The sequence below is a fragment of the Halorientalis brevis genome (genome assembly GCF_042678165.1).
Lineage (GTDB): Archaea > Halobacteriota > Halobacteria > Halobacteriales > Haloarculaceae > Halorientalis > Halorientalis brevis.
In genome coordinates, this window is record NZ_JBHUDJ010000002.1 from 493,833 (window position 1) to 512,071 (window position 18,239).

Annotated in this window: 19 protein-coding genes; 8 read left to right on the plus strand and 11 right to left on the minus strand. The window is 67.4% G+C overall.

The window, feature by feature from the left end; translation table 11 throughout:
• The first annotated feature begins 61 nt into the window (after positions 1 to 61).
• The 3 genes from ACFR9U_RS06205 to ACFR9U_RS06215 all read left to right on the plus strand — a co-directional run bounded on the left by ACFR9U_RS06205 (position 62) and on the right by ACFR9U_RS06215 (position 2,320).
• A complete protein-coding gene (locus tag ACFR9U_RS06205; protein ID WP_247379442.1) occupies positions 62 to 277 on the plus strand; it encodes a hypothetical protein in 216 nt (71 codons plus the stop codon).
• 101 nt (positions 278 to 378) lie between these two features.
• Positions 379 to 759, plus strand: coding sequence for a universal stress protein (locus ACFR9U_RS06210; protein ID WP_247379440.1), 381 nt, complete (start codon positions 379 to 381; stop codon positions 757 to 759).
• Between the two features lie 43 nt (positions 760 to 802).
• Complete coding sequence (locus ACFR9U_RS06215) at positions 803 to 2,320, plus strand: glutamate-cysteine ligase family protein (protein ID WP_247379438.1); 1,518 nt, start codon at positions 803 to 805, stop codon at positions 2,318 to 2,320.
• A 27-nt stretch (positions 2,321 to 2,347) separates the two neighbouring features.
• Here ACFR9U_RS06215 and ACFR9U_RS06220 read toward each other — a convergent pair whose 3' ends face one another.
• A complete protein-coding gene (locus ACFR9U_RS06220) occupies positions 2,348 to 2,950 on the minus strand; it encodes a cupin domain-containing protein (protein ID WP_247379436.1) in 603 nt (200 codons plus the stop codon).
• A 211-nt stretch (positions 2,951 to 3,161) separates the two neighbouring features.
• Here ACFR9U_RS06220 and ACFR9U_RS06225 point away from each other — a divergent pair, with 211 nt between their 5' ends.
• Genes ACFR9U_RS06225 through ACFR9U_RS06240 form a run of 4 tightly spaced genes read left to right on the plus strand, consistent with a single transcriptional unit; the run spans position 3,162 to position 7,772 of the window.
• The gene (locus ACFR9U_RS06225) at positions 3,162 to 4,607 is read left to right on the plus strand and encodes an extracellular solute-binding protein (protein WP_247379434.1); all 1,446 of its coding nucleotides are present in this window, start codon (positions 3,162 to 3,164) and stop codon (positions 4,605 to 4,607) included.
• Positions 4,608 to 4,609: 2 nt separating this feature from the next.
• Positions 4,610 to 5,599: a carbohydrate ABC transporter permease gene (locus tag ACFR9U_RS06230; RefSeq protein ID WP_247379432.1), complete on the plus strand. Its 990-nt coding sequence runs from the start codon at positions 4,610 to 4,612 to the stop codon at positions 5,597 to 5,599.
• Positions 5,599 to 6,522 carry a carbohydrate ABC transporter permease gene (locus ACFR9U_RS06235; RefSeq protein ID WP_247379430.1) on the plus strand — a complete coding sequence of 308 codons (924 nt, stop codon included), beginning with the start codon at positions 5,599 to 5,601 and terminating at the stop codon, positions 6,520 to 6,522. Before ACFR9U_RS06230 ends, ACFR9U_RS06235 begins: the two co-directional genes overlap by 1 nt.
• A 5-nt stretch (positions 6,523 to 6,527) precedes the next feature.
• Complete coding sequence (locus tag ACFR9U_RS06240; RefSeq protein ID WP_247379428.1) at positions 6,528 to 7,772, plus strand: ABC transporter ATP-binding protein; 1,245 nt, start codon at positions 6,528 to 6,530, stop codon at positions 7,770 to 7,772.
• Between the two features lie 4 nt (positions 7,773 to 7,776).
• On the opposite strand, the gene ACFR9U_RS06245 is transcribed toward ACFR9U_RS06240, so the two are convergent.
• The 6 genes from ACFR9U_RS06245 to ACFR9U_RS06270 form a co-directional block, all read right to left on the minus strand.
• Positions 7,777 to 8,226, minus strand: coding sequence for a TIGR00725 family protein (locus tag ACFR9U_RS06245; protein WP_247379426.1), 450 nt, complete (start codon positions 8,224 to 8,226; stop codon positions 7,777 to 7,779).
• A gap of 6 nt (positions 8,227 to 8,232) precedes the next feature.
• Positions 8,233 to 8,973 (minus strand): 3-oxoacyl-ACP reductase FabG, encoded by a 741-nt coding sequence (fabG, locus tag ACFR9U_RS06250; protein ID WP_247379423.1) that lies wholly within the window; start codon positions 8,971 to 8,973, stop codon positions 8,233 to 8,235.
• A 144-nt stretch (positions 8,974 to 9,117) separates the two neighbouring features.
• A complete protein-coding gene (gene phaC / locus ACFR9U_RS06255) occupies positions 9,118 to 10,548 on the minus strand; it encodes a class III poly(R)-hydroxyalkanoic acid synthase subunit PhaC (RefSeq protein ID WP_247379421.1) in 1,431 nt (476 codons plus the stop codon).
• Entirely contained in the window at positions 10,545 to 11,087 is a 543-nt protein-coding gene (locus ACFR9U_RS06260) for a poly(R)-hydroxyalkanoic acid synthase subunit PhaE (RefSeq protein ID WP_247379418.1), read from the minus strand. The genes phaC and ACFR9U_RS06260 overlap by 4 nt, the downstream gene beginning before the upstream one ends.
• Positions 11,088 to 11,141: 54 nt before the next feature.
• On the minus strand, positions 11,142 to 11,690 hold the full coding sequence (locus ACFR9U_RS06265; protein WP_247379416.1) for a hypothetical protein: 549 nt from the start codon (positions 11,688 to 11,690) through the stop codon (positions 11,142 to 11,144).
• A gap of 4 nt (positions 11,691 to 11,694) precedes the next feature.
• On the minus strand, positions 11,695 to 12,003 hold the full coding sequence (locus ACFR9U_RS06270; RefSeq protein ID WP_247379414.1) for an AbrB/MazE/SpoVT family DNA-binding domain-containing protein: 309 nt from the start codon (positions 12,001 to 12,003) through the stop codon (positions 11,695 to 11,697).
• A 235-nt stretch (positions 12,004 to 12,238) separates the two neighbouring features.
• On the opposite strand from ACFR9U_RS06270, the gene ACFR9U_RS06275 reads away from it, so the two are divergent.
• Positions 12,239 to 12,847, plus strand: coding sequence for a MaoC family dehydratase (locus tag ACFR9U_RS06275; protein ID WP_247379412.1), 609 nt, complete (start codon positions 12,239 to 12,241; stop codon positions 12,845 to 12,847).
• A 118-nt stretch (positions 12,848 to 12,965) separates the two neighbouring features.
• Here ACFR9U_RS06275 and ACFR9U_RS06280 read toward each other — a convergent pair whose 3' ends face one another.
• From ACFR9U_RS06280 to ACFR9U_RS06295, 4 genes are all read right to left on the minus strand, one after another.
• Positions 12,966 to 13,829 carry an alpha/beta fold hydrolase gene (locus tag ACFR9U_RS06280; RefSeq protein ID WP_247379410.1) on the minus strand — a complete coding sequence of 288 codons (864 nt, stop codon included), beginning with the start codon at positions 13,827 to 13,829 and terminating at the stop codon, positions 12,966 to 12,968.
• A 65-nt stretch (positions 13,830 to 13,894) separates the two neighbouring features.
• Positions 13,895 to 15,229 carry an oxidoreductase gene (locus tag ACFR9U_RS06285; protein ID WP_247379408.1) on the minus strand — a complete coding sequence of 445 codons (1,335 nt, stop codon included), beginning with the start codon at positions 15,227 to 15,229 and terminating at the stop codon, positions 13,895 to 13,897.
• Positions 15,230 to 15,308: 79 nt separating this feature from the next.
• Positions 15,309 to 15,797 carry a KEOPS complex subunit Cgi121 gene (gene cgi121 / locus ACFR9U_RS06290; RefSeq protein ID WP_247379406.1) on the minus strand — a complete coding sequence of 163 codons (489 nt, stop codon included), beginning with the start codon at positions 15,795 to 15,797 and terminating at the stop codon, positions 15,309 to 15,311.
• The gene (locus tag ACFR9U_RS06295) at positions 15,797 to 18,157 is read right to left on the minus strand and encodes an ATP-dependent DNA helicase (protein WP_247379404.1); all 2,361 of its coding nucleotides are present in this window, start codon (positions 18,155 to 18,157) and stop codon (positions 15,797 to 15,799) included. The genes cgi121 and ACFR9U_RS06295 overlap by 1 nt, the downstream gene beginning before the upstream one ends.
• Between the last annotated feature and the right edge of the window lie 82 nt (positions 18,158 to 18,239).

Sequence of the window (18,239 nt, forward strand, 5' to 3'; positions counted from 1 at the left end):
GATTTCTCGGAGTGTTAGAATTAACGCTGGACTTAACAGATGACCCGACTTATGGGCGCGTATGGACTTCGACGACGGGTCGATGGAGGAGAACCACAGGGAGATCACGGGCTACAGTGCGGTGATCCGGAACGGGGCGTTCGAGGCGGACACGCTCCACCGGATCGTCGATCCGGAGGCGGGCGTCGTCTGCTATCACGTCAGTGGCCGCGACTCGCTCTGCTGTCTCCCGATCTCGCAAACGAACCTCTCTGCGGACGAGTTCCCGGCGGAGTAAGCGCTCGACGGGGGCGGTTGGGTCGTCCAGTCGCTTCGGTGGCCACGCCAGCGAGCGCACACGGGACAACTGGTTTGGTGCTGTCACTCCCATCGTCAGCTATGACCACGTTTCTCGTCGCGACGGCGTCGGTCCACACCACGGCGGCGGTCTGTGACTACCTGAACGAGCGCGTGACGCCCGACGACACAGTCCTCGTCGTCAGCGTCACCGAAGCCGGCATGGACCAGCGAGATGCTGGCGACGCGACCAACGTCGCCCGCACCCGACTGGTCGACCCGGCTGTCGAGACCATCACCGAGGAGGGCCGCCCCAGCGACACAGTTCAGGAACTCGTCGCCGAGCGCGGCGTCGACGAAGTGCTGATCGGCCCACGGCGGGGTGATCCCGACGCCGAACCGGGGCTCGGCGGCACCGCGGCCGATCTCATCGTCAGCCTCGACGTGCCGGTGGTCGTGGTGCCGTTGCCCGACCTGGAGTGAGGAGAGCCCCAGTCTTAACACGGTGGCCGGTGGAGTGAGGGGTATGTCGGGGTCAGAGCTGGCGGCGCAGGTCGCAGCGGTCCTCGAAGTGGACCCGGAGACGTTCCAGTCTTCAGCCGAGGAGGAAGCCGAACAACTCAAAGCCGAGGTGCTCGACGGCACCTTCGACAACGCCCAGTCGATCATCGGGCTCGAACAGGAACTGTACGCCGTCGACGACCGGACGGACGCCCTGCAGCGCGTGCCGCGGCGGCTGCTCGACCGTATCGGCTTCGAGAAGGAGCTCGGCCTCCACAACGCCGAGATTCAGACGACGCCAGTTCCCTTGTCCGCGTACGGCCTGAAAGCACAGGAAGCGGAACTCCGGGCGCACCTCCACGCCGCCCAGCAAGCCGTCAAGCGCGAGGGCATCCAACTGGTCAGCGACGGGCTCTGGACGGTCCCGCCCAACGGCGAGACGGCGACGGACTACCTCTGTGGCAACATCGAGGCCGACGGTATCCGCATCGCGACGAACATGAGCGATTCTGTGCGGTATCACGCGATGGCCAACACGGACTACCCCTCTGGCCTGCGCGTCGACGCCCCGCACGTCACGCTCGACGCCGAGACGGTGATGCCCGAGAGCCTCATCACCTCTATCCAGCCCCACTACCAGGTCGCCCACGCGCCGGACCTGCCCGAGCACTTCACCTACGCGCTGCGCGTGGCCGGGCCGCTCGCGGCGCTGGGTGCCAACTCGCCGTTTTTCCCGCCGGAGATGTACGACGACGTGCCGCCGGGGCGCATCCTCGCCGACGCCTGGATGGAACACCGCATCACCGTCTTCGAGGACGTGCTGAACCCACAGACCGGCGACGGCGATCCGAAGGTGTGTTTCCCGCCGGATTTCGAGACCGTCGAGGACGCCATCGACGACATCGCGGCCGACCGGACCATCGTCCCGATGGACCTCCCGCAGGGCCAGCGGTTCGACGACCGCTTCCGGCACTTCCGGCACAAACACGGCAGCTACTGGCGGTGGGTCCGCCCGGTGTTCGACGGGCCGAGCCACTCGGCGGCCAACGCCCGCATCGAGTTCCGCCCGCTGTCGGCCCAGCCGACGATCCGCGACGCCGTCGCGTTCCAGGCCGTCTTCGCCGGCCTCATGGAGAGCCTGCCGCGCCGCGAGCATCCGCTCAAGAAACTCGACTGGCAGACGGCCAAAGCCAACTTCTACGCCGCCGTCTGCGACGGGCTGAACGCCGAGTTCACCTGGGTGAACGCCGACGCCCAGCGCACCCAGTCCATCGACGAGATCTACGGCGAACTGTTCGAGTACGCCCGCGACGGGCTGGAACTCGCTGGCCTGTCGACCGAGCAGGCACACGAGTACATCCGCCCGCTCCGCGAGCGCGTCGACCGCCGGACGACCCCCGCCCGCTGGAAACACGACCACGTCTCCGAGGCCGTCGATGACGGCGTTCCCTTCACGGAGGCAGTCTGGGGCATGCAGGCCGAGTACGCCGACCGGCAGTCCGAGACGCTCGTCGAGGGGTCGTTCGCCGATTGGCTCGAATGACCTCGTACGGCTGCCCGGTGGTCTCTCTCAGCAGTCTGCCGGTTCGACCCACTCGGTCGGTTCTTCCCCGTCGGGAACACCCATGAACGCCGCGAGGGCGACAGCCTCCTCCTCGTCGCTGGGGTTGGCCGCTTCCTCGTTGTGGGTGCCGGGATCGACGAACGCCTCGCCAGCGGCGTAGCTCGTTGGCTCGCATCTCTCGTCGCTCGTGATCTCGAGTTCGCCCTCGCGGACGTTCACGAGGACGGGCCCCGGATGGGTGTGCCACCCCGAGGTCCCGCCGGGTTCCACGGTTATCTCCGCGAAGAGGACCGTCGACGCGTCTTCGAGCATCGCGGCCTCTTCCTCTCCGTACGCACTGTCCTCGACGGTGAACTCGACTGCCACGGTGTCGGGGAACGTCGCGTGCGGTGCCAGGACCGTCGCCTCGAACCCCGCCGGTTCGTCCACCTGCCCGCCGTCCTCGGTCTGGCCCTCACTGTCTTCGTCGTCCTCGTGTACCTCCCCGGTCGCGGCCCCGACCGTCGCGAGTGCACCGGCCGCGACGGCCCCGGCTTTCAGCGTCGTTCGGCGAGTGAGGGCTGTGAGCGTCTCCGCCCAACCCCTGTCGGGTCTCTTTTCTGGTTCCATGATGTGTGCTATTACTTAGCACGGCTTAGCCGTAGTTACGGTGGCCTCTTCCCCTGCGTGAGAGTGATCTCACTTTCCTCTCGCCTCCGATACCACTCCGTCACACCAGCGTATCGGGTGCCCACGTTCGCGTTCCGCCGGCGCACTGCCCGGATGGTTGCATGTGCAGGCGACACGGGCATGAGTCTCCGGGCCGGCGAACTGAAGGCAAATGGCGGAGACGCCCGATAGCAACGACGACGGCTCGTCGTCGCGCCGCCGATTTCTCGCTGCCGCGGGTGCCGTGGGATCGGCTGTCGGCACTGCCGGCTGCACGCTCGGTGGCGCGACCGACAGTAGCGGGACGGTCGTCCAGCTGGCCGCGTCCTCGGACGAGAAATCCATCCAGCCCGCATTGAACGAAACCCTCCACGCAGTGGGCGTACCCGACGACGTCACCCTCGAAGTGCTGGGCACGTCCTCGGACATCGCCCGCTCGCAGTTCTCCCAGTGGCTCTCGGCCGGCCTCGACCAGCCGTCGCTGCTGCGGATGGACAGCGGGTGGACCATCCCCTTCATCTTGCGCGACCAGGTGACCAACCTGAGCCGCGAACTCCCGGACGTGGCCAGTCGCGTCGAGGCGGACTACTTCGACGCCAGCGTCGCGACGGCGACCGGCCCCGACGGCGACCTCTACGGGGTTCCGCTGTTCTCCGATTTCGGCCTCATGCTCTACCGGAAAGACCTCGTCCGCGAGGCTGGCTACGACCCCAGCGGCTGGGCGACCGATCCCATCTCGTGGAATCGGTTCGCCGAGGTCGTCGCTGACGCGCAGGCCCAGACCGGGACGGACTACGGGTTCACGTTCCAGGCGCGCGTGTACGAAGGCCTGTCCTGCTGTACGTTCACCGAGTTTATGGGATCGTGGGGCGGGTCGTACTTCGGTCCCCGAAAGTACCTGTTCGGACCGGTCGGCGAGCGGCCGGTCACGGTCGACGAGGACCCGGTCGTCCGCGCCAATCGGATGATCCGGTCGTTCGTCCATGGGTCCGACGCCGCGAACACGTTCGACGGACTCCCCGGGGGAATCAGCCCCAACGCCGTCTTCTCCTGGTCGGAAGGCCCGTCGCTTTCCCCGTTCGCCAACGGCCGGGCGATCGCCCACCGGAACTGGCCGTTCGCGGTCATGGCGACGGGAGGCGAGGACGCCTTCGACGACCGCCTCGGCGTGATGCCGATTCCCTACGGCGTCGGGGAGTCGAACGCGTCCGTCGCCGGCATGGGCGGGTCCGTCTCGGCGCTGGGCGGCTGGCACGTCACGCTCAATCCCAACGCGAAGCATCCGGAGGCCGCGAAGGCGGTGGTGCGAGCGATGACCACTGACGAGTTCAACCGCACCTATCTCGAAGAACTCGGCTACGTCCCGCCGAAGCCGGGGCTGCTCGATTCGAAGGCGGTCAAACAGACGCCGGTCATGGGGCGGTACGTGGACACGATCCGGTACGCCGGCGAGCACGCGCTCCCGCGCCCCGTCACTGTGGCCTGGCCGATGGAGTCCCCGCGCATCGCCCAGCAGGTGAGCGCGGCGTTCACCGGCGAGAAGGCGCCTGGATCTGCCATGGGTGACCTCGCGGGACTCCTCCGGGAGATCGAGACGAGTACTGCCCAATCCACCTAGTTATGGCAACAGAGACCGAGACCACTGACCGAACCCGCGAGCGGCCAACTGGCGTGTCGGCGGCCGCGACCAGATGGATCGAGAACCTGAGCGAGACGCAGTTCGCTTACCTCCTGTTGACGCCGATGCTCCTCGTCCTGGGCCTCATCGCCTTCTGGCCCCTCCTGCGGACGTTCACCATGTCGCTGCACGCCGACCGGCTGTACGGCGCCCAGCAGCTCGGGCAGTTCATCGGGTTCGACCACTACGTCGCCCTCCTGACCGGCGAGATCGACGCCCAGCTCACCCGGCCATTCTTCGACCTCTCCCAGCCGTTCACGAGCGCACTCACCGTGACGCTCATCTTCACCGTCGTGAGCGTGCTGTTCGAGACCCTCATCGGGTTCGGCCAGGCGCTCGTCCTGGACCGTGACTTCGCGGGCCGGCGCTGGGTCCGCGTCGCGATCATCCTCCCCTGGGCGGTCCCGATCGTCATCCAGGGGATGATCTTCTACCTGCTCTTCCAGCCCGGCATCGGGTTCCTGGTCGAACCGCTGCAGAACCTGGGAATCTTCTCGGCGACGCCCACGGTCAACAGCGTCGACGCACTGCTCATCGTCGTCGTCGCCGACGTCTGGAAGACCTCCGCGTTCATGGCGCTGATCATCCTCGCCGGCCTCCAGAGCGTCGACCGCAGCCTCTACGACGTGGCCCGCGTCGAAGGGGCCTCGACGATCCAGCGGTTCACGTACGTGACGCTGCCGCTCGTCCTGCCAGCCGTCCTCGTGGCGATGCTGTTCCGGACCATCGCGGCCATGCGCGTGTTCGGTCTCATCGAGACGGTGACGAGCTGTTCGACGGTTCCGTCGCTCTCCTGTCTGGTCGTCTCGACGTTCAGCGCCCGCCAGTACGGCACGGCGGCGGCCATCGCGTTCGTCACCGCGGTCATCATCGGTCTGTTCGTGACGATCTACATCGTCTTCTACGCCGACACCGAGGAGGGCGGTCTCTGATGGCGACCGATCAGGGTCCCTACGAGCGCTGGGTGTCGAGCGCCATCCAGAACCCCCAGAAGGTGTACCGCGCACTGTTCGTCGTCGTCACCGTCTTCTTCCTGTTTACCACCTTGTTCCCCTTCTACTGGCTGCTGGTGCTGGCGCTGACGCCCGCCGACCGGCTCGCGGACGTGGGGCTGGCCCCGAACGGGTTCAACCCCGAGGCGTTCCTGACGGTGTTTCAAACCGTTCCGTTCCACTGGTACATGTTCAACAGCCTCGTGTTGGGGCTGCTGACGACGCTCGTCGTCCTCGTGCTCGCGAGCCTCGCCGGCTACGTGTTCGGCCGCCTGGAGTTCCCGGGGCGGACGCCGCTGATGCTGCTCGTGCTGGCCATCTCGTATTTCCCGCCGGCGGCGTTCCTGCTGCCGCTGTTCCGGCTGTTCACCGGGAACGTGACCGTCCTCACCCTGCCCGGCGTCGGTCAGATCCAGAGTCCGATGCTGTTCAACACGCCCGGGGCGCTCGTGTTGCCCTACAGCGCCCTGTTCATGCCCCTCTCGATTTTCATCCTCGCAACCTTTTACCGACAGATCCCCGACGGGCTGGAGAAGGCTGCCAGGGTGGAGGGGACGACCCGACTCGGCGCGCTCTTCCGGGTGATCATGCCGCTGTCGGCTCCCGGCGTCGCCACTGCGGGCGTGTTGACGTTCATCTCCGTCTACAACGAGTTCTTCTTCGCGTTCCTGCTGACCGACGGCCAGGCCCGGAACTGGGCGCCCATCGTCTGGGGCATCCTCGGGTTCCAGGGCCAGTACGCCGACCTCTACAACCTGATGGCGGCCGCGAGCATCATCGGCGTCCTGCCGGTGGCGATCCTCGTGGTCGTCGCCCAGGAGAAGATCGTCAGCGGCCTCACCGCTGGCGCGTTAAAGGAGTGATTTCAATGGGAGACGTCAAGCTAGAACACCTGTACAAACGCTACGACGACGTGACGGCGGTCGAGGACGTGTCGCTCGCGATCGAAGACGGCGAGTTCGTCACGCTCGTCGGCCCCTCGGGCTGTGGGAAATCGACCACCCTGGAGATGATCGCCGGCCTGGAGACGCCCAGCGAGGGCCGCGTCTCGATCGCCGGCGAGGACGTGACCGACCTCCCGCCGAAGGACCGCCGGCTCTCGATGGTGTTCCAGAACATCGCGCTGTTCCCGCACATGGACGTCCGGGACAACGTCAGCTTCGGGCTCCGACTGCGGGACTTCGACGACGAGGAGATCGACCGCCGCGTCGAGCAGGCCGCCGAGACGGTCCAGATGGACGGCATGTTAGACCGGATGCCCGACGAACTCTCCGGGGGGCAGCGCCAGCGCATCGCCATCGCCCGCGCCATCGTCCGCGAACCCGAAGTGTTCCTGATGGACGAACCGCTCGCGAACCTCGACGCGAAACTGCGCGTCCACATGCGGACGGAACTCCAGCGCCTCCACCGCGAACTCGGGACGACTATCGTCTACGTCACCCACGACCAGGAGGAGGCGATGACGATGTCGAATCGGTTGGCCGTGATGAACGAGGGCGAGGTCCAGCAGTTCGCCGATCCGCTGACCTGTTACTACGAGCCGACCAACGAGTTCGTCGCCGGCTTCATCGGCTCGCCCAGCATGAACTTCATCGACGCCGAGGTGACCGAGTCGGGCGTCGACACGGCGCACTTCACGATCGACCTCGACCCGGACGCGTTCGGCCTCGCGCCCGGACAGGCCGTCAGGCTGGGCATCCGTCCGGAGGACGTCGTCCTCTCGGACAGCGACGAGCGCGTCGACGACCCCACCGAGTCCATCGTCGCCACGATCGACGTGGTCGAACCCGTCGGCGACGAGGTGTTCGTCTATCTGCTGCTCGGCGGAGAGTACGTGGGGCAGGTCGGGGAAGGCCGGGCCGACGAGGTCGACGAGGCCGACCAGCTCCTGATGAGCACGCCGCCCGTGCCCGAACTTTCCGGCGGTCCCGAGGGGGACCGAACCCGAGTACGACTGGACCGGTCGGCTATCCACCTGTTCGACGCCGACTCCGGCGAAGCGCTCGTCCACGGCGTGACAACGGCTGTGGCTCCCGACACGGGAACGCAAGAGGCCGCGTCCGAGACGCAGGGGTCAGACGAGGTACGGGAGGCCGACGACGCCTCCCGGTAACGGCTCACTCGACGCCGACCGTCTTCTCCAGGGTTTGGACCGCCTCGACGGGCGTCTCGACTGATTCGACGCTCGGGACGTCGTGCGTGTCCAGTCCGACGACGGGGCGGCCGAAATCCAGCGCGTGGCCGATTTCCGAGAGCGTCCCCGTCGAGCCGTCGATGGCGACGGTAGCGTCGCCGTTCAGCACCACCACGACGTTCCGGGCGTTGCCCATGTCGGTCGCGATCGCCGTCTCGACGTAGTCGTTGGCCGCCTCGCGATCCGGTCCCGGGAGGATTCCGATGGTGTGCCCGCCCGCGTCCCGTGCCCCCTCGCAGACGGCTTCCATCACGCCGCCGAGCCCGCCACAGACGACAGTGTGGCCGCGCTCGCCGAGTTCCCGGCCGAGGGCGACGGCCGTCCGGTACGTCTCGTCGGTGACCGACCCGCCGCCGATGACGCTCACGCGCATTCCTCGCTACCACTCCATCCCGCCGTTGGCCGCGAGGATCTGGCCCGTCATGTAACTCGAGTCCTCGCTGGCGACGAACCGGACGATGCCCGCGATGTCGTCGACCGTCGCGAACCGGTTGAGCGGGATGCGGTCGAGGATCTTCTGCTGGACGCGCTCGGGCACCTCTTCGAGCATGTCGGTCTTGACGAAGCCCGGGGCGACGCAGTTGGCCGTCGACCCCGTACTCGCCAGCTCCAGCGCGATCGTGCGGGTGAACCCGAACAGTCCCGACTTGGTCGTCGCGTAGTTGGCCTGGCCGTAGTTGCCCTGCTGGCCGACGACCGAGGAGATGTTGATGAGTCGCCCCTCCTCGGCCGCCTTGATGTCGTCGAACAGGCAGTGCGTGCAGTTGAACACGCCGCCGAGGTTCACCTTGATGACCCTGTCCCAGTCCTCTCTGGTCATGTTCTCGAACGTCTTGTCGATGGTGATGCCGGCGTTGTTCACCAGCACGTCGACCGACCCGAAGGCGTCGCGGACCTCCTCGCACATCGCCTCGACCTGGTCGTAGTCCGCGACGTCCCCCTGGACCGCGATCGCCTCGCCGCCCTCACTTTCTATCTGGGCGACGGCCTCTCTGGCTTCCGCGTCCGAGGACCGGTAGTTGACGGCCACGCTCGCTCCGTGACGGCCGAGTTCCTCCGCGATGCCGCGGCCGATCCCACGCGATCCACCGGTGACCACGCAGGTCTGATCGGAAAGCATACCTACCTGTTCAGCCGCTGGCGGGAAAAGGATATCTGCGGATCGAACACGCCGCTCCGATTATGTTGCCTTCGTGGGAAATGACGTTTTCACCGTCGGAGACTCTCTCAGCTGGGGCCGTGGCGGGTGCCTGCCGGACCCGTCTCACGCGAGCTGGTCGAGCCAGTCCTGGGCTCGCGATTCCGACACCTCTGCGACCTCGGCGACGGTTGCGGCGTCGGCCGCGGCGAGGTCGGTCGTCGTCTCGATGCCGGCGTCGCGCAGGCGCTCGGCGTAGGTCGGGCCGATCCCGTCGACGCTCTCGACGTCGGCCGTGCCGTCGCCGGTCAGCGTCGCCTGCTCGTCTGCGTTGTCGACCTGGCTGGTCTCCTCGGCGTCGATGACGTCCCCGCCGGCCGAACCGTCGCCGCCGTCGGTGGCGTCGTCGATCTCGATCTCGGCGGCTTCCTCCTCGTCGAGTTCGTCCGCGGCCTCGCTCCGCTCGTGGAACCAGTCACACACCTCGGGCCACACGTCCTTGTGGGACGATCCCGACACCGAGAGCCCGATGTGACCGGTCGGGTACTCGATGATCTCGACGTCGTCCGTGCCGACCACGTCGTTGAACGGTTTCGAGGCGGCGGCGGGGATGAGGTGGTCGTACTCGCCGATGATCTGGAGGATCGGCATGTCGATGTTCTCGACGTCGACCCGCTTCCCGTCGAGTTCGAGTTCGTTCTCGTAGAGCGCGTTGCGCTGGTAGATGTCCCGGAGGAACTGCTCGTAGGCCTTCCCCGCGACGTCGACGCCCTCGTCGAGCCAGCGCTCCATGCGCGCGAAGTTCTCGACGAAGTCCTCGTTCTCGATGTTGTCGTACAGGCGGATGTACTTCGAGACGAAGTTGTTGACTGGGTCCATCAGCGCGAACCCGACGTCTAACATCTCCGCGGGCATGTTCCCGAACGCCTGGGTGACGTCCTCGGGATCGTAGTACTCGTCGCTGCCCCACTCTTCGAGCACCCCGCCGGTGTCCTCGAAGTAGAGGCCGGCGGCCATCAGCGCCAGCGCGTTGACCTTCTCGGGGTGGAGCGCGGCGTACATCGCCGACATGGTGCCGCCCATGCAGTAGCCGAGGACGTTGATGCTCTCCCGGTCGGCGCGGTCGGCGACTTCCTCGACGCAGTTGTGGATGTAGCGGTTGACGTAGTCGTCGAGCGTGAGGAACTGGTCCATCCGCGACGGTTCGTTCCACTTGATGAGGTAGACGTCGTGGCCGGCTTCGAGCAGGCGGCGCACGACCGAGCGCTCGGGCTGGAGATCGAGGATGTACGGCCGGTTGATCAGCGCGTACACGACGAGGATCGGCACGTCGCACTTGTCTTCCTCGGCCACCTCGATGCCTGCTTCCTCGGGCTTGTAGTGGAGCAGTTCCAGCTTGTTCTCCGTGTAGACGACCTCGCTGGGCGTCTGTCCGACGTCGATGTCCGCGAGCGGGCCGGCCCGCTCCGGCGCGACTTCGGCCTTCTCGACGCCCTCGGTCATCGCCTCGATGCCCTTCCGCTGGACGTCGAGCGCGGCTTGCAGGGGGTTCATCATAGTTCCTCGATGATCCGGTCGAGTTTCTGCTCGACCGCGTGCTGACGGCGTTCCAGTTCGACCAGGCGTTCACCGACCTCCATCACGTCGTCACGGGTCGGCAGCCCCATCTGCTGGATGGTGTCCTGCGTGATGTCGTCGGCCTCGTCCTGCATGTCCATCATGGCCTCGACGAGCTGGCCGTTCGCGGCGGCGAACGCGGAGGTGCCCATGACCTCCTTGAACGCCTCGTTTGCCGACTGCAGCCAGATGTCCCGGATCTCCGTGGGCTCGACGTCCTCGCCCTGGGCGGCGTCGGTGGTCCGCTCGAACATCTTGTCGGCGGCGTCCATCCAGACCTCGTAGGCGCGGTTGTACCCCTCGAAGCCCTCGGCCAGTTCCTCTTCCTCCGGCAGCGAGCCCTCGACGGCGTCGGCCCAGGACTCCATGAAGGCCGCCTGGGCCTTCATGTTCTGCTCGACCGAGTCCGCGACTGCGTCGTTCATCTGCTCGACCATCTCGCTCCAGTCCTCCATCGCGTCGTTGGTTGTATCGCTCATGGGTGGGTTGTCTCCTATTGCGAAAATAAAAAGTTAAGCTACTTGAAGTCCGCGCTACGCTTCGATCTGCTCTTGGGCCTGCTGCTGGACTTCCTGGACCTGGTCCTGGACCTGCTCGACCTGTTCCTGGACCTGTTCGATCTGCTCTTCCATCTGCTCTGCGGCCTCGAGGGACTGCCCTTCGAGGTCCTCGTGGGCGTCGAGCACCATCTCGATCTGCTCGTTCATCGCCTCGACGTAGTCCTCGGTCAGCTCGTCGTAGGCGTCGAGCCCTTCGGAGTACTCGTCCGAGAGGTTCTCGAACAGTTCGGCGTGGTTCTCGAGCAGGAGGTCGAACTGCTCGTCGATGGCGTTGCGGACTTCTTCGACGGAGCCGGCGGCGCCGGGCACCGTGCTCTCGACGGTGTCGAGGTAGCTGTGGATGGCCGACTGGGAGAGTTCGACGCCGCGGCGCTGGGCGGACTCCTGGCTGTCGAGGCTGTCGAGGAACGCCTCGTTGACGTTGTGCTGGAACTCGACGGTCTGCTCGAAGGCCTGCTGGCTCTGCTTGATCGCTGCGCGCTGCATCTCGAAGGTCGTGGTGATGGGTGCTGTGTATTCCATGGTTTCACTCGTTGCGGTTACGTTTGACCGGGATCACGACGGTCTGGACGATGTCCCCTTCCTCGATGTCGAGCGCTTCGCGCTCCGCATCGGGAATGCTGATGCGACCCCCGCTCTGGACGCGAGTCTTGAACGTCGCCATCTGACTCATCGCACCCAACTGAGGGACCCCCACACCGGAGGTACTGGCCCCGAGCAACTGCTGGATGAACTCCTGCTGTTGCTCCATGGCCTGTTCGCTCGCCTGCTGAAGTCCCTTCATCATCGATGGGGGCCACATCAGCCCGTCCGGACTGTCGCTCTCGTCGGTCATCTCTTCACTCCGTCCTACACCAGCTGACACCATAAGCGTTATCATTCTCACCACTCGTTACCATTCAATGGAAGCAGATGGTACGAACTGATTACTTCGGGGCTTTCGCTCCGGTCCGCGCGCGGGCAAACGATACTTCGAATGTCCCTTCTGTGGGCTGGAGACGGCCGCAGACGGCTGCAGCGTCGGCTGAACCACCACGTTTTAATATAGCAATCTCCAAAGGAGGGTGTCAATGAGCTCCAATCCGCACCGGAGCGCGCTGCTTGATACCTGGACCCAGACGTCATCGCACGTCTTCAACAGTGTCATGGCCGCCAACCGGGCGGCCTTCGCGGCCTTCGGCGTTCCATCGCAGGACGACGGGGCAGCGCTCACCGCACGCGATCGCATCGAACCCGACGAAGACCTGGCCGAGTGGTCGGTCGAACTCAGCGAAGACGACCGGACCGAGCTGGGCGTCGGTGACCGCGTCGAGTTCACCAAGACCATCACCGACGAGGACGTCAAGTCCTTCGCGGCCGCCAGCGGTGACACCAACCCGCTCCACCTCGACGACGAGTACGCCGAAAAGACCCGCTTCCGCGGGCGAATCGCCCACGGGACGCTCGTCGGCGGCCTCATCAGCGCCGCGCTCGCCCGCCTCCCCGGGCTCGTGGTCTACCTCTCGCAGGATCTGGAGTTCCACAACCCGGTCCGCATCGGCGACCGCGTCACCGCCGACTGTGAGATCGTCGAGGACCTCGGGAACAAGCAGTTCCGCCTGACCACCCAGGTCAAAGACGAGGACGAAACCGTCATCGACGGCGAAGCCGTCGTCCTCATCGACGAGAAGCCGGACTGATCGGGTCCACGAGCCGCGCGCTCGCGTTCGCTGACGTTTTTGCTGCCTGCGCGTCCGGAGCCCCCGGACTCGCGCACCATCTGATAGCTGGTCGACGGCCGTCGACCGTTTACCGCCCTTAGCTCGCCAGAAACTCGGTGAGAACGCTGTTGAACCGCTCGGGGCGTTCGCGAGGCGGCCAGTGGCCGCAGTCCTCGAAGACGTGCAGTTCGCTGTCGGCCAGTTTCGTGGCCGCCCGCTCTGACCACGACGTCGGCAAGAGCGTGTCGTCGTCCCCGTGTACCAGGAGCGTTGGCGCGTTCAACTCGGTCAGTTCGTCGAGGTAGCACGTTCTGAACCCGTACGAGCGGAACTCGCTGCGCTGCCAGCTGCGCAGCGTCCGGCCGTTGTCCGGGTCCTGCAGGACCTCGTGGATCTCTTCGACGAACGCCTCGGAGGCGCTGGTCACGTACCCGCGGAGGGTGTCCCGAACGGTCCCCTCGTTGACGCCCATCGTCTGCCAGAGGACCGTGCTCGCGACCGGCACCCGCAGTCCCATCGCCGCCATCGGCCGCCAGGGCGCGTCGGTGCCGAGCCCGTAGCTGTCGACGAGTGCGAGCCGGTCGACGTCGTTCTCCAGGGCGTACCCCAGCGCGACACAGCCTCCCATCGAGATGCCCGCCAGGCTCACCGTCTCCAGGCCGAGTTCCGTCAGCAACGCCTCCAGCGTCTCGATGTAGTACTCCGTGGTGTACCGGCGACGCGGCTTGTCGCTCTCGCCGTGGCCGGGGAGGTCCGGGGCGATGACGCGATGCGTCTCGGCCAGTTCCGGGATGGCGTGTTTCCAGGAAATCGCGGCGGCGTCGAGGCCGATCCCGTGGAGCAACACGACCGGTGGCCCCTCGCCGGCGTCCAGATACCGGATCGTCGTCTCGTTCGCTCGGCGTCGCCGGCTTCCTGTCGTGACCGTGATTTCCCGGGAGTCACTGCGGGGAGGCACCATTCGGCCGCGACTACTCAGTCCGCAGTCAAGGACTTTCGGGCCCGTACGTACGGTCGTTCGCCGTGTCACTCGGCGCTGTTTTCGTCCGTTTCGTATGCACCCGCCGCCGCCAGTTTCCCTCGTTCGCGGACGATGCTCGGGGTGCGACACCGCCCGTCCGCACCGGCCGCCTGCGGGACGGTGCAGTTGTTACAGCTCCGGCAGAGCGCGTCCTCGCCGGCGAGCAGCCGCGCGCCCAGCCGCGGCTCCGCGTAGAACGGTCGCCCCATCCCCACGAGGTCGGCTGCCTGGCGGGCTGGCCCGTCGCCCAGCAGCCGGTCACACTGCTCGCGCGTCCGGACGCCCCCTTCACAGAAGATCGCCACGTCGCCGTGCCCCTCGGCGTGGAGCCGTTCCCGGACGCGCCGGCAGAACCGTGCGTTCCAGCCCGGCTCTCGTCGAAAGCGCTGGGCCTGCAGCCAGTTCAGCGTCGCCACCGCGCGGGCGCGAAGTCGTCCCCCGAACGCCGCGCGGTAGTCCGCCTGCATGTCCTCGGCCGCCCAGGCCCGGTCCGGGAAGGCCCCGCGGACGAGGCTCATGTCCCAGACGACCGAACACTCGACGGGAACCAGGCCGTCGAACCCCGCGTCGGCGAGTCGGCTGGCGACGGCCACCCCGTCCGCGAGCGAGAGGTGTCGGCGGACGGTCGGCGGCGCCGCGGTCTCCGCGGGGACCTTCGTCACGAGGGGCACGCCGCCGACGCGGTCGCGGATCTCGTCGTGAACCAGTTCGAGAAAGCGGACGCCGTCGGCGAACTCGTCGTCGCGTCGGTTGTAGAACGGCGAGAGAAACTGCTGGATGATGCCCATGTTCGCCCCGGCGAGGTGGACGCCGTCGTACCCCGCCTCGACCGCGCGCTCGGCGGCACGGCCGAAGTCACGCGCCAGGTCGTACACTTCGTCGGTCGCGAGGACGCGCGGCGTCAGGTCGATGAAGCCTGCCCGGTCGAGCAGCCGGAGTTGCCAGGGCGGCCGCGAGACGGCCAGCTGTTCGAGGTCGGGGTGACGGTCGCGGTACTGTGCGTGCCACGTCTCCATGCTCCGCAGCCCGCCCTCCTCCAGCTGCACGAAGATGTGGCCGCCCTGGTCGTGGACGGCGTCGGTCAGCGCGCCGAGGGACCCGACGAACGCGGGGTCGTGGACCCGGGTCATGTTCGGGGCCGCACAGCCACCTTCGCCTCGAACGAGGGTCGCGCCCTGGTGAATGCAGCCGACGCCGCTCTCGGCTGCCGGCGTCAGTTCGTCGACGAGGCGGTCGACGGCGTCGGGGCCGTTGCCCGCGCATTCGAGGAGGGGCGCGCGGTACAGCCGGTTCCGGAACTCGACGCCGCCGACGGACACGGGGTCGTCGAGGGTCGCCATGGCTCTCGGTCTCTCGGCCACCGAGTAAGACCTGTCGGGAGTCGGAACCGACTGGCGGGCCGCGCTGGCGGGTCGCGCTCTACCTGTCGACGGTGAGCAGCGCGACGCGCTCGCGGACCAGGGTCGGGAGGTCGGCGCTCGTCGCCGCCGTCTCCCGGTCGCCCACGTCGAAGAACGACCGAACGCGCTCCTCGTCGTAGGATCCGAGGGTGTCGGCCGGCGCGAGTTCCTCGCGGACCGCCGCGGCGGCCCCGGCCTCGTCGTCGCCGTGGACGACGACCACCACCGGCGACTCGCCGGTCGAGACGCCCATCTCCAGCGCCTGGTTGATCTGGCGGCGACCGGCCGCGTACAGCAGGATCTCGACGGCGTGCTCGTTCGCGATGGCCTCACCGCGGGCGCGAGCGCGGTCCGCCAGCTCGACCGCTCGTTCGAGGTGTGCCCGGTCGACGACGTAGCGGGCGTCGAACGCCTGGACCGCACAGCCGTACGTCTCGCCGATCTCGCCCAATCGCGCGACGAACGCGTCGAGGTCGTCGACCGTCGCCCGGCCTTCGACGACCTCCATCAGAAATCACCCAGGCTCGACTGGTCATCCGGGCTCTGGTCGTCCGCCTCGGTCTCGCTCTGCTCCGTCCCGGCGTCGACGCCGTCGATCTCGGCCGGCTCGACGCCGTCCATCGAGGGGTCCTGGCGACCCGCGTTTTCGAGGACGGTCTCGGCGGTCTTCTCGCGGCCGCGGAGCGCCCCGAGGACGACCGACTTGTCGGCCTCCCGGAGGTCCGCGCGAGTGCGGATGCCGGCGTCGTACAGCCGCCGCGCCCGCTTGCGCCCGACGTTGCGCACGCCCGCGAGGTCGACCAGTTCGGCGCTCACGCCGTGTTCGACGCGCGTTCTGGCCTCGCGGATGGCGGGCACGCAGTCCAGGCCGAGTTCGCTGGCCAGCGACTCGGCCGCGCCGAGCAGCCACTGGGCGGTGTCGACCTTGCCGCGGATGTCGCCCGGGCCGACCCCGTAGCGATCGGTGATCTCGCTCTCGTCGACTTCGCTGGCCCAGTCTTCGAGCAGCCGCGCCGTCTTGAGCGCCGACAGCCAGTCGTCGAACCGCTCCTCGCGCTCGTGGGGCGTCCGGCCGAGCAACTCGTCTTCTCGCTCGTAGGCGAGTTGGGTGTACTCCTCCTCGTCGCCCGACCGCAGGTACAGTTCGTACATGTCCGGCGTGCGCGCGACGAGATGGTACAGCCCCAGCGCGCCCGGCGGCCCGCGGTCGGCGTCCGACTCCTCGTTCGCGGCGAGTTCGCTGGCCGTCGTGAACCCGACGGCGTCGTCCTCCTGGCGGCTGGACCGCGTGGTCGTGCCCCCGCGCTCCCAGTCCCGCAGCCCGTCGATGATCTCGGCGGCGCTCATCGGGTCAAGGTACAGGCGCGAGACGGTGTGTCCCAGTCCTGTGGCCTGGAGCTGGTCGCCGTCCCGTTGCAGGAAGTCGTTCACCTCCAGGTAGTCTAACATCCGGTCGGTCACTCGTTCGAGTTCGCTCCGGTCGGCGTTCTGGGAGGCGTGGAGGGTGCGTTCGAGGAACTCGAGGAGGCCCTCGCGGGAACTCGCGAAGCCCGACGCGACGGTCGCCAGCAGGTGCGTCCGGAGCGCCGGCTCGGCCGCCAGCTTCGACCGAACGGGCTCGGGGTCGGCCCAGACGTACCGCTCGAACAGCTCGTCGAGTTCGTCGTGGCTGTTGGCGATGAGGACCGCCTCGCCGTATGGGTCCAGTCCCGGGCGCCCGGCCCGTCCCATCATCTGGTGGACTTCCAGCACCGAGAGGGGTTGCATTCCCCCGACGGTGCCGTCGTAGCGCCGCCAGTCCCGGACGACGACTCTCCGGGAGGGCGTGTTCACCCCGGCGGCGAGGGTGGGCGTCGCGGACACGACTTTCAGCAGGCGGTCGCGGAACGCCTCCTCGACGAGCGCGCGATGCTGGCTGGCACAGCCGGCGTGGTGGAACGCCGCGCCCTGCTCGACGGCGTCGGCCAGATCGTCGCTCGTCTCCGTGTCGCTGACCTCGCGGATCTCGTCGGCGACGTCCTGGAGGCGCTGGCGTTCCTCGCTGTCGAGGAACTCCGAGGTGGTCTGCGTGAGTCGGCGGGCCGCGGCCTCGGCGTTCCGGCGGGAGTTGACGAACACGAGCGTCGAGCCGTCGTCGGCGAGCGTGTCCCGGACGATCGCGGCCGTCTCGTCCTCGCTGTTCCTGACTTCGAGGCGCTGCTGGCTCCCGTCTTCTAAGTGGAGCGCCTGGCCGAAGTGGACGCCCTTCTGGAGCTCGATGGGACGCCAGTTCGAGTCGACGAGTTCGGCGTCGAGCCAGTCGGCGAGTTCGTCGGCGTTGCCGATCGTCGCCGAGAGCGCGACGGTCTGGAGGTCGGGGTTGAGCTGGCGGAGCTTCGCCATGGTGACCTCCAGCGTCGGGCCGCGCTGGCCGTCGTCGACGAGGTGGACCTCGTCCGTCACGACACAGGACAGATCGTCGAGCCAGGGGGCGTCGTTGCGAACGAGCGAGTCCACCTTCTCGCTCGTGGCGACGATGACGTCCGAATCTGCGAGCCACTCCCCGTCGGACTGGTAGTTGCCGGTCGAGACGCCCACGTCGACGCCGTACTGCTCGAACTGCTCGAACTCCTCGCTCTTCTCGGAGGCCAGCGCCCGGAGCGGGACGATGTAGAGGGCTTTCCCGTCCTCGGCGACCCGCGAGAGCATGGCGAGTTCGGCGACGAGCGTCTTCCCGCTGGCGGTCGGCACGCTGGCGACGAGGTTCTCGCCGGTGGTGACCCCCGCCTCCACGGCCTCGGCCTGTGGGGGATAGAGTTCGGCGATCCCCGCGTCCTGTAAGTGCGCGGGCAACCAGTCCGGAATCCCCGGAATCTCCGCAACGTCCATTACGATGTCCTTAACGAGTCCCCGGATTTAAACCTCCGTCTCGCGCCCACCGCGGGCTCCCGGGTCTTCTCACTCTCCAGCG

Bases quoted from the DNA above. Each gene is read 5' to 3' on its own strand.
- ACFR9U_RS06205 (WP_247379442.1), top strand. From the start codon at position 62: ATGGACTTCGACGACGGGTCGATGGAGGAGAACCACAGGGAGATCACG.
- ACFR9U_RS06210 (WP_247379440.1), top strand. From the start codon at position 379: ATGACCACGTTTCTCGTCGCGACGGCGTCGGTCCACACCACGGCGGCG.
- ACFR9U_RS06215 (WP_247379438.1), top strand. From the start codon at position 803: ATGTCGGGGTCAGAGCTGGCGGCGCAGGTCGCAGCGGTCCTCGAAGTG.
- ACFR9U_RS06220 (WP_247379436.1), bottom strand. From the start codon at position 2,950: ATGGAACCAGAAAAGAGACCCGACAGGGGTTGGGCGGAGACGCTCACA.
- ACFR9U_RS06225 (WP_247379434.1), top strand. From the start codon at position 3,162: ATGGCGGAGACGCCCGATAGCAACGACGACGGCTCGTCGTCGCGCCGC.
- ACFR9U_RS06230 (WP_247379432.1), top strand. From the start codon at position 4,610: ATGGCAACAGAGACCGAGACCACTGACCGAACCCGCGAGCGGCCAACT.
- ACFR9U_RS06235 (WP_247379430.1), top strand. From the start codon at position 5,599: ATGGCGACCGATCAGGGTCCCTACGAGCGCTGGGTGTCGAGCGCCATC.
- ACFR9U_RS06240 (WP_247379428.1), top strand. From the start codon at position 6,528: ATGGGAGACGTCAAGCTAGAACACCTGTACAAACGCTACGACGACGTG.
- ACFR9U_RS06245 (WP_247379426.1), bottom strand. From the start codon at position 8,226: ATGCGCGTGAGCGTCATCGGCGGCGGGTCGGTCACCGACGAGACGTAC.
- fabG (WP_247379423.1), bottom strand. From the start codon at position 8,973: ATGCTTTCCGATCAGACCTGCGTGGTCACCGGTGGATCGCGTGGGATC.
- phaC (WP_247379421.1), bottom strand. From the start codon at position 10,548: ATGATGAACCCCCTGCAAGCCGCGCTCGACGTCCAGCGGAAGGGCATC.
- ACFR9U_RS06260 (WP_247379418.1), bottom strand. From the start codon at position 11,087: ATGAGCGATACAACCAACGACGCGATGGAGGACTGGAGCGAGATGGTC.
- ACFR9U_RS06265 (WP_247379416.1), bottom strand. From the start codon at position 11,690: ATGGAATACACAGCACCCATCACCACGACCTTCGAGATGCAGCGCGCA.
- ACFR9U_RS06270 (WP_247379414.1), bottom strand. From the start codon at position 12,003: ATGACCGACGAGAGCGACAGTCCGGACGGGCTGATGTGGCCCCCATCG.
- ACFR9U_RS06275 (WP_247379412.1), top strand. From the start codon at position 12,239: ATGAGCTCCAATCCGCACCGGAGCGCGCTGCTTGATACCTGGACCCAG.
- ACFR9U_RS06280 (WP_247379410.1), bottom strand. From the start codon at position 13,829: ATGGTGCCTCCCCGCAGTGACTCCCGGGAAATCACGGTCACGACAGGA.
- ACFR9U_RS06285 (WP_247379408.1), bottom strand. From the start codon at position 15,229: ATGGCGACCCTCGACGACCCCGTGTCCGTCGGCGGCGTCGAGTTCCGG.
- cgi121 (WP_247379406.1), bottom strand. From the start codon at position 15,797: ATGGAGGTCGTCGAAGGCCGGGCGACGGTCGACGACCTCGACGCGTTC.
- ACFR9U_RS06295 (WP_247379404.1), bottom strand. From the start codon at position 18,157: ATGGACGTTGCGGAGATTCCGGGGATTCCGGACTGGTTGCCCGCGCAC.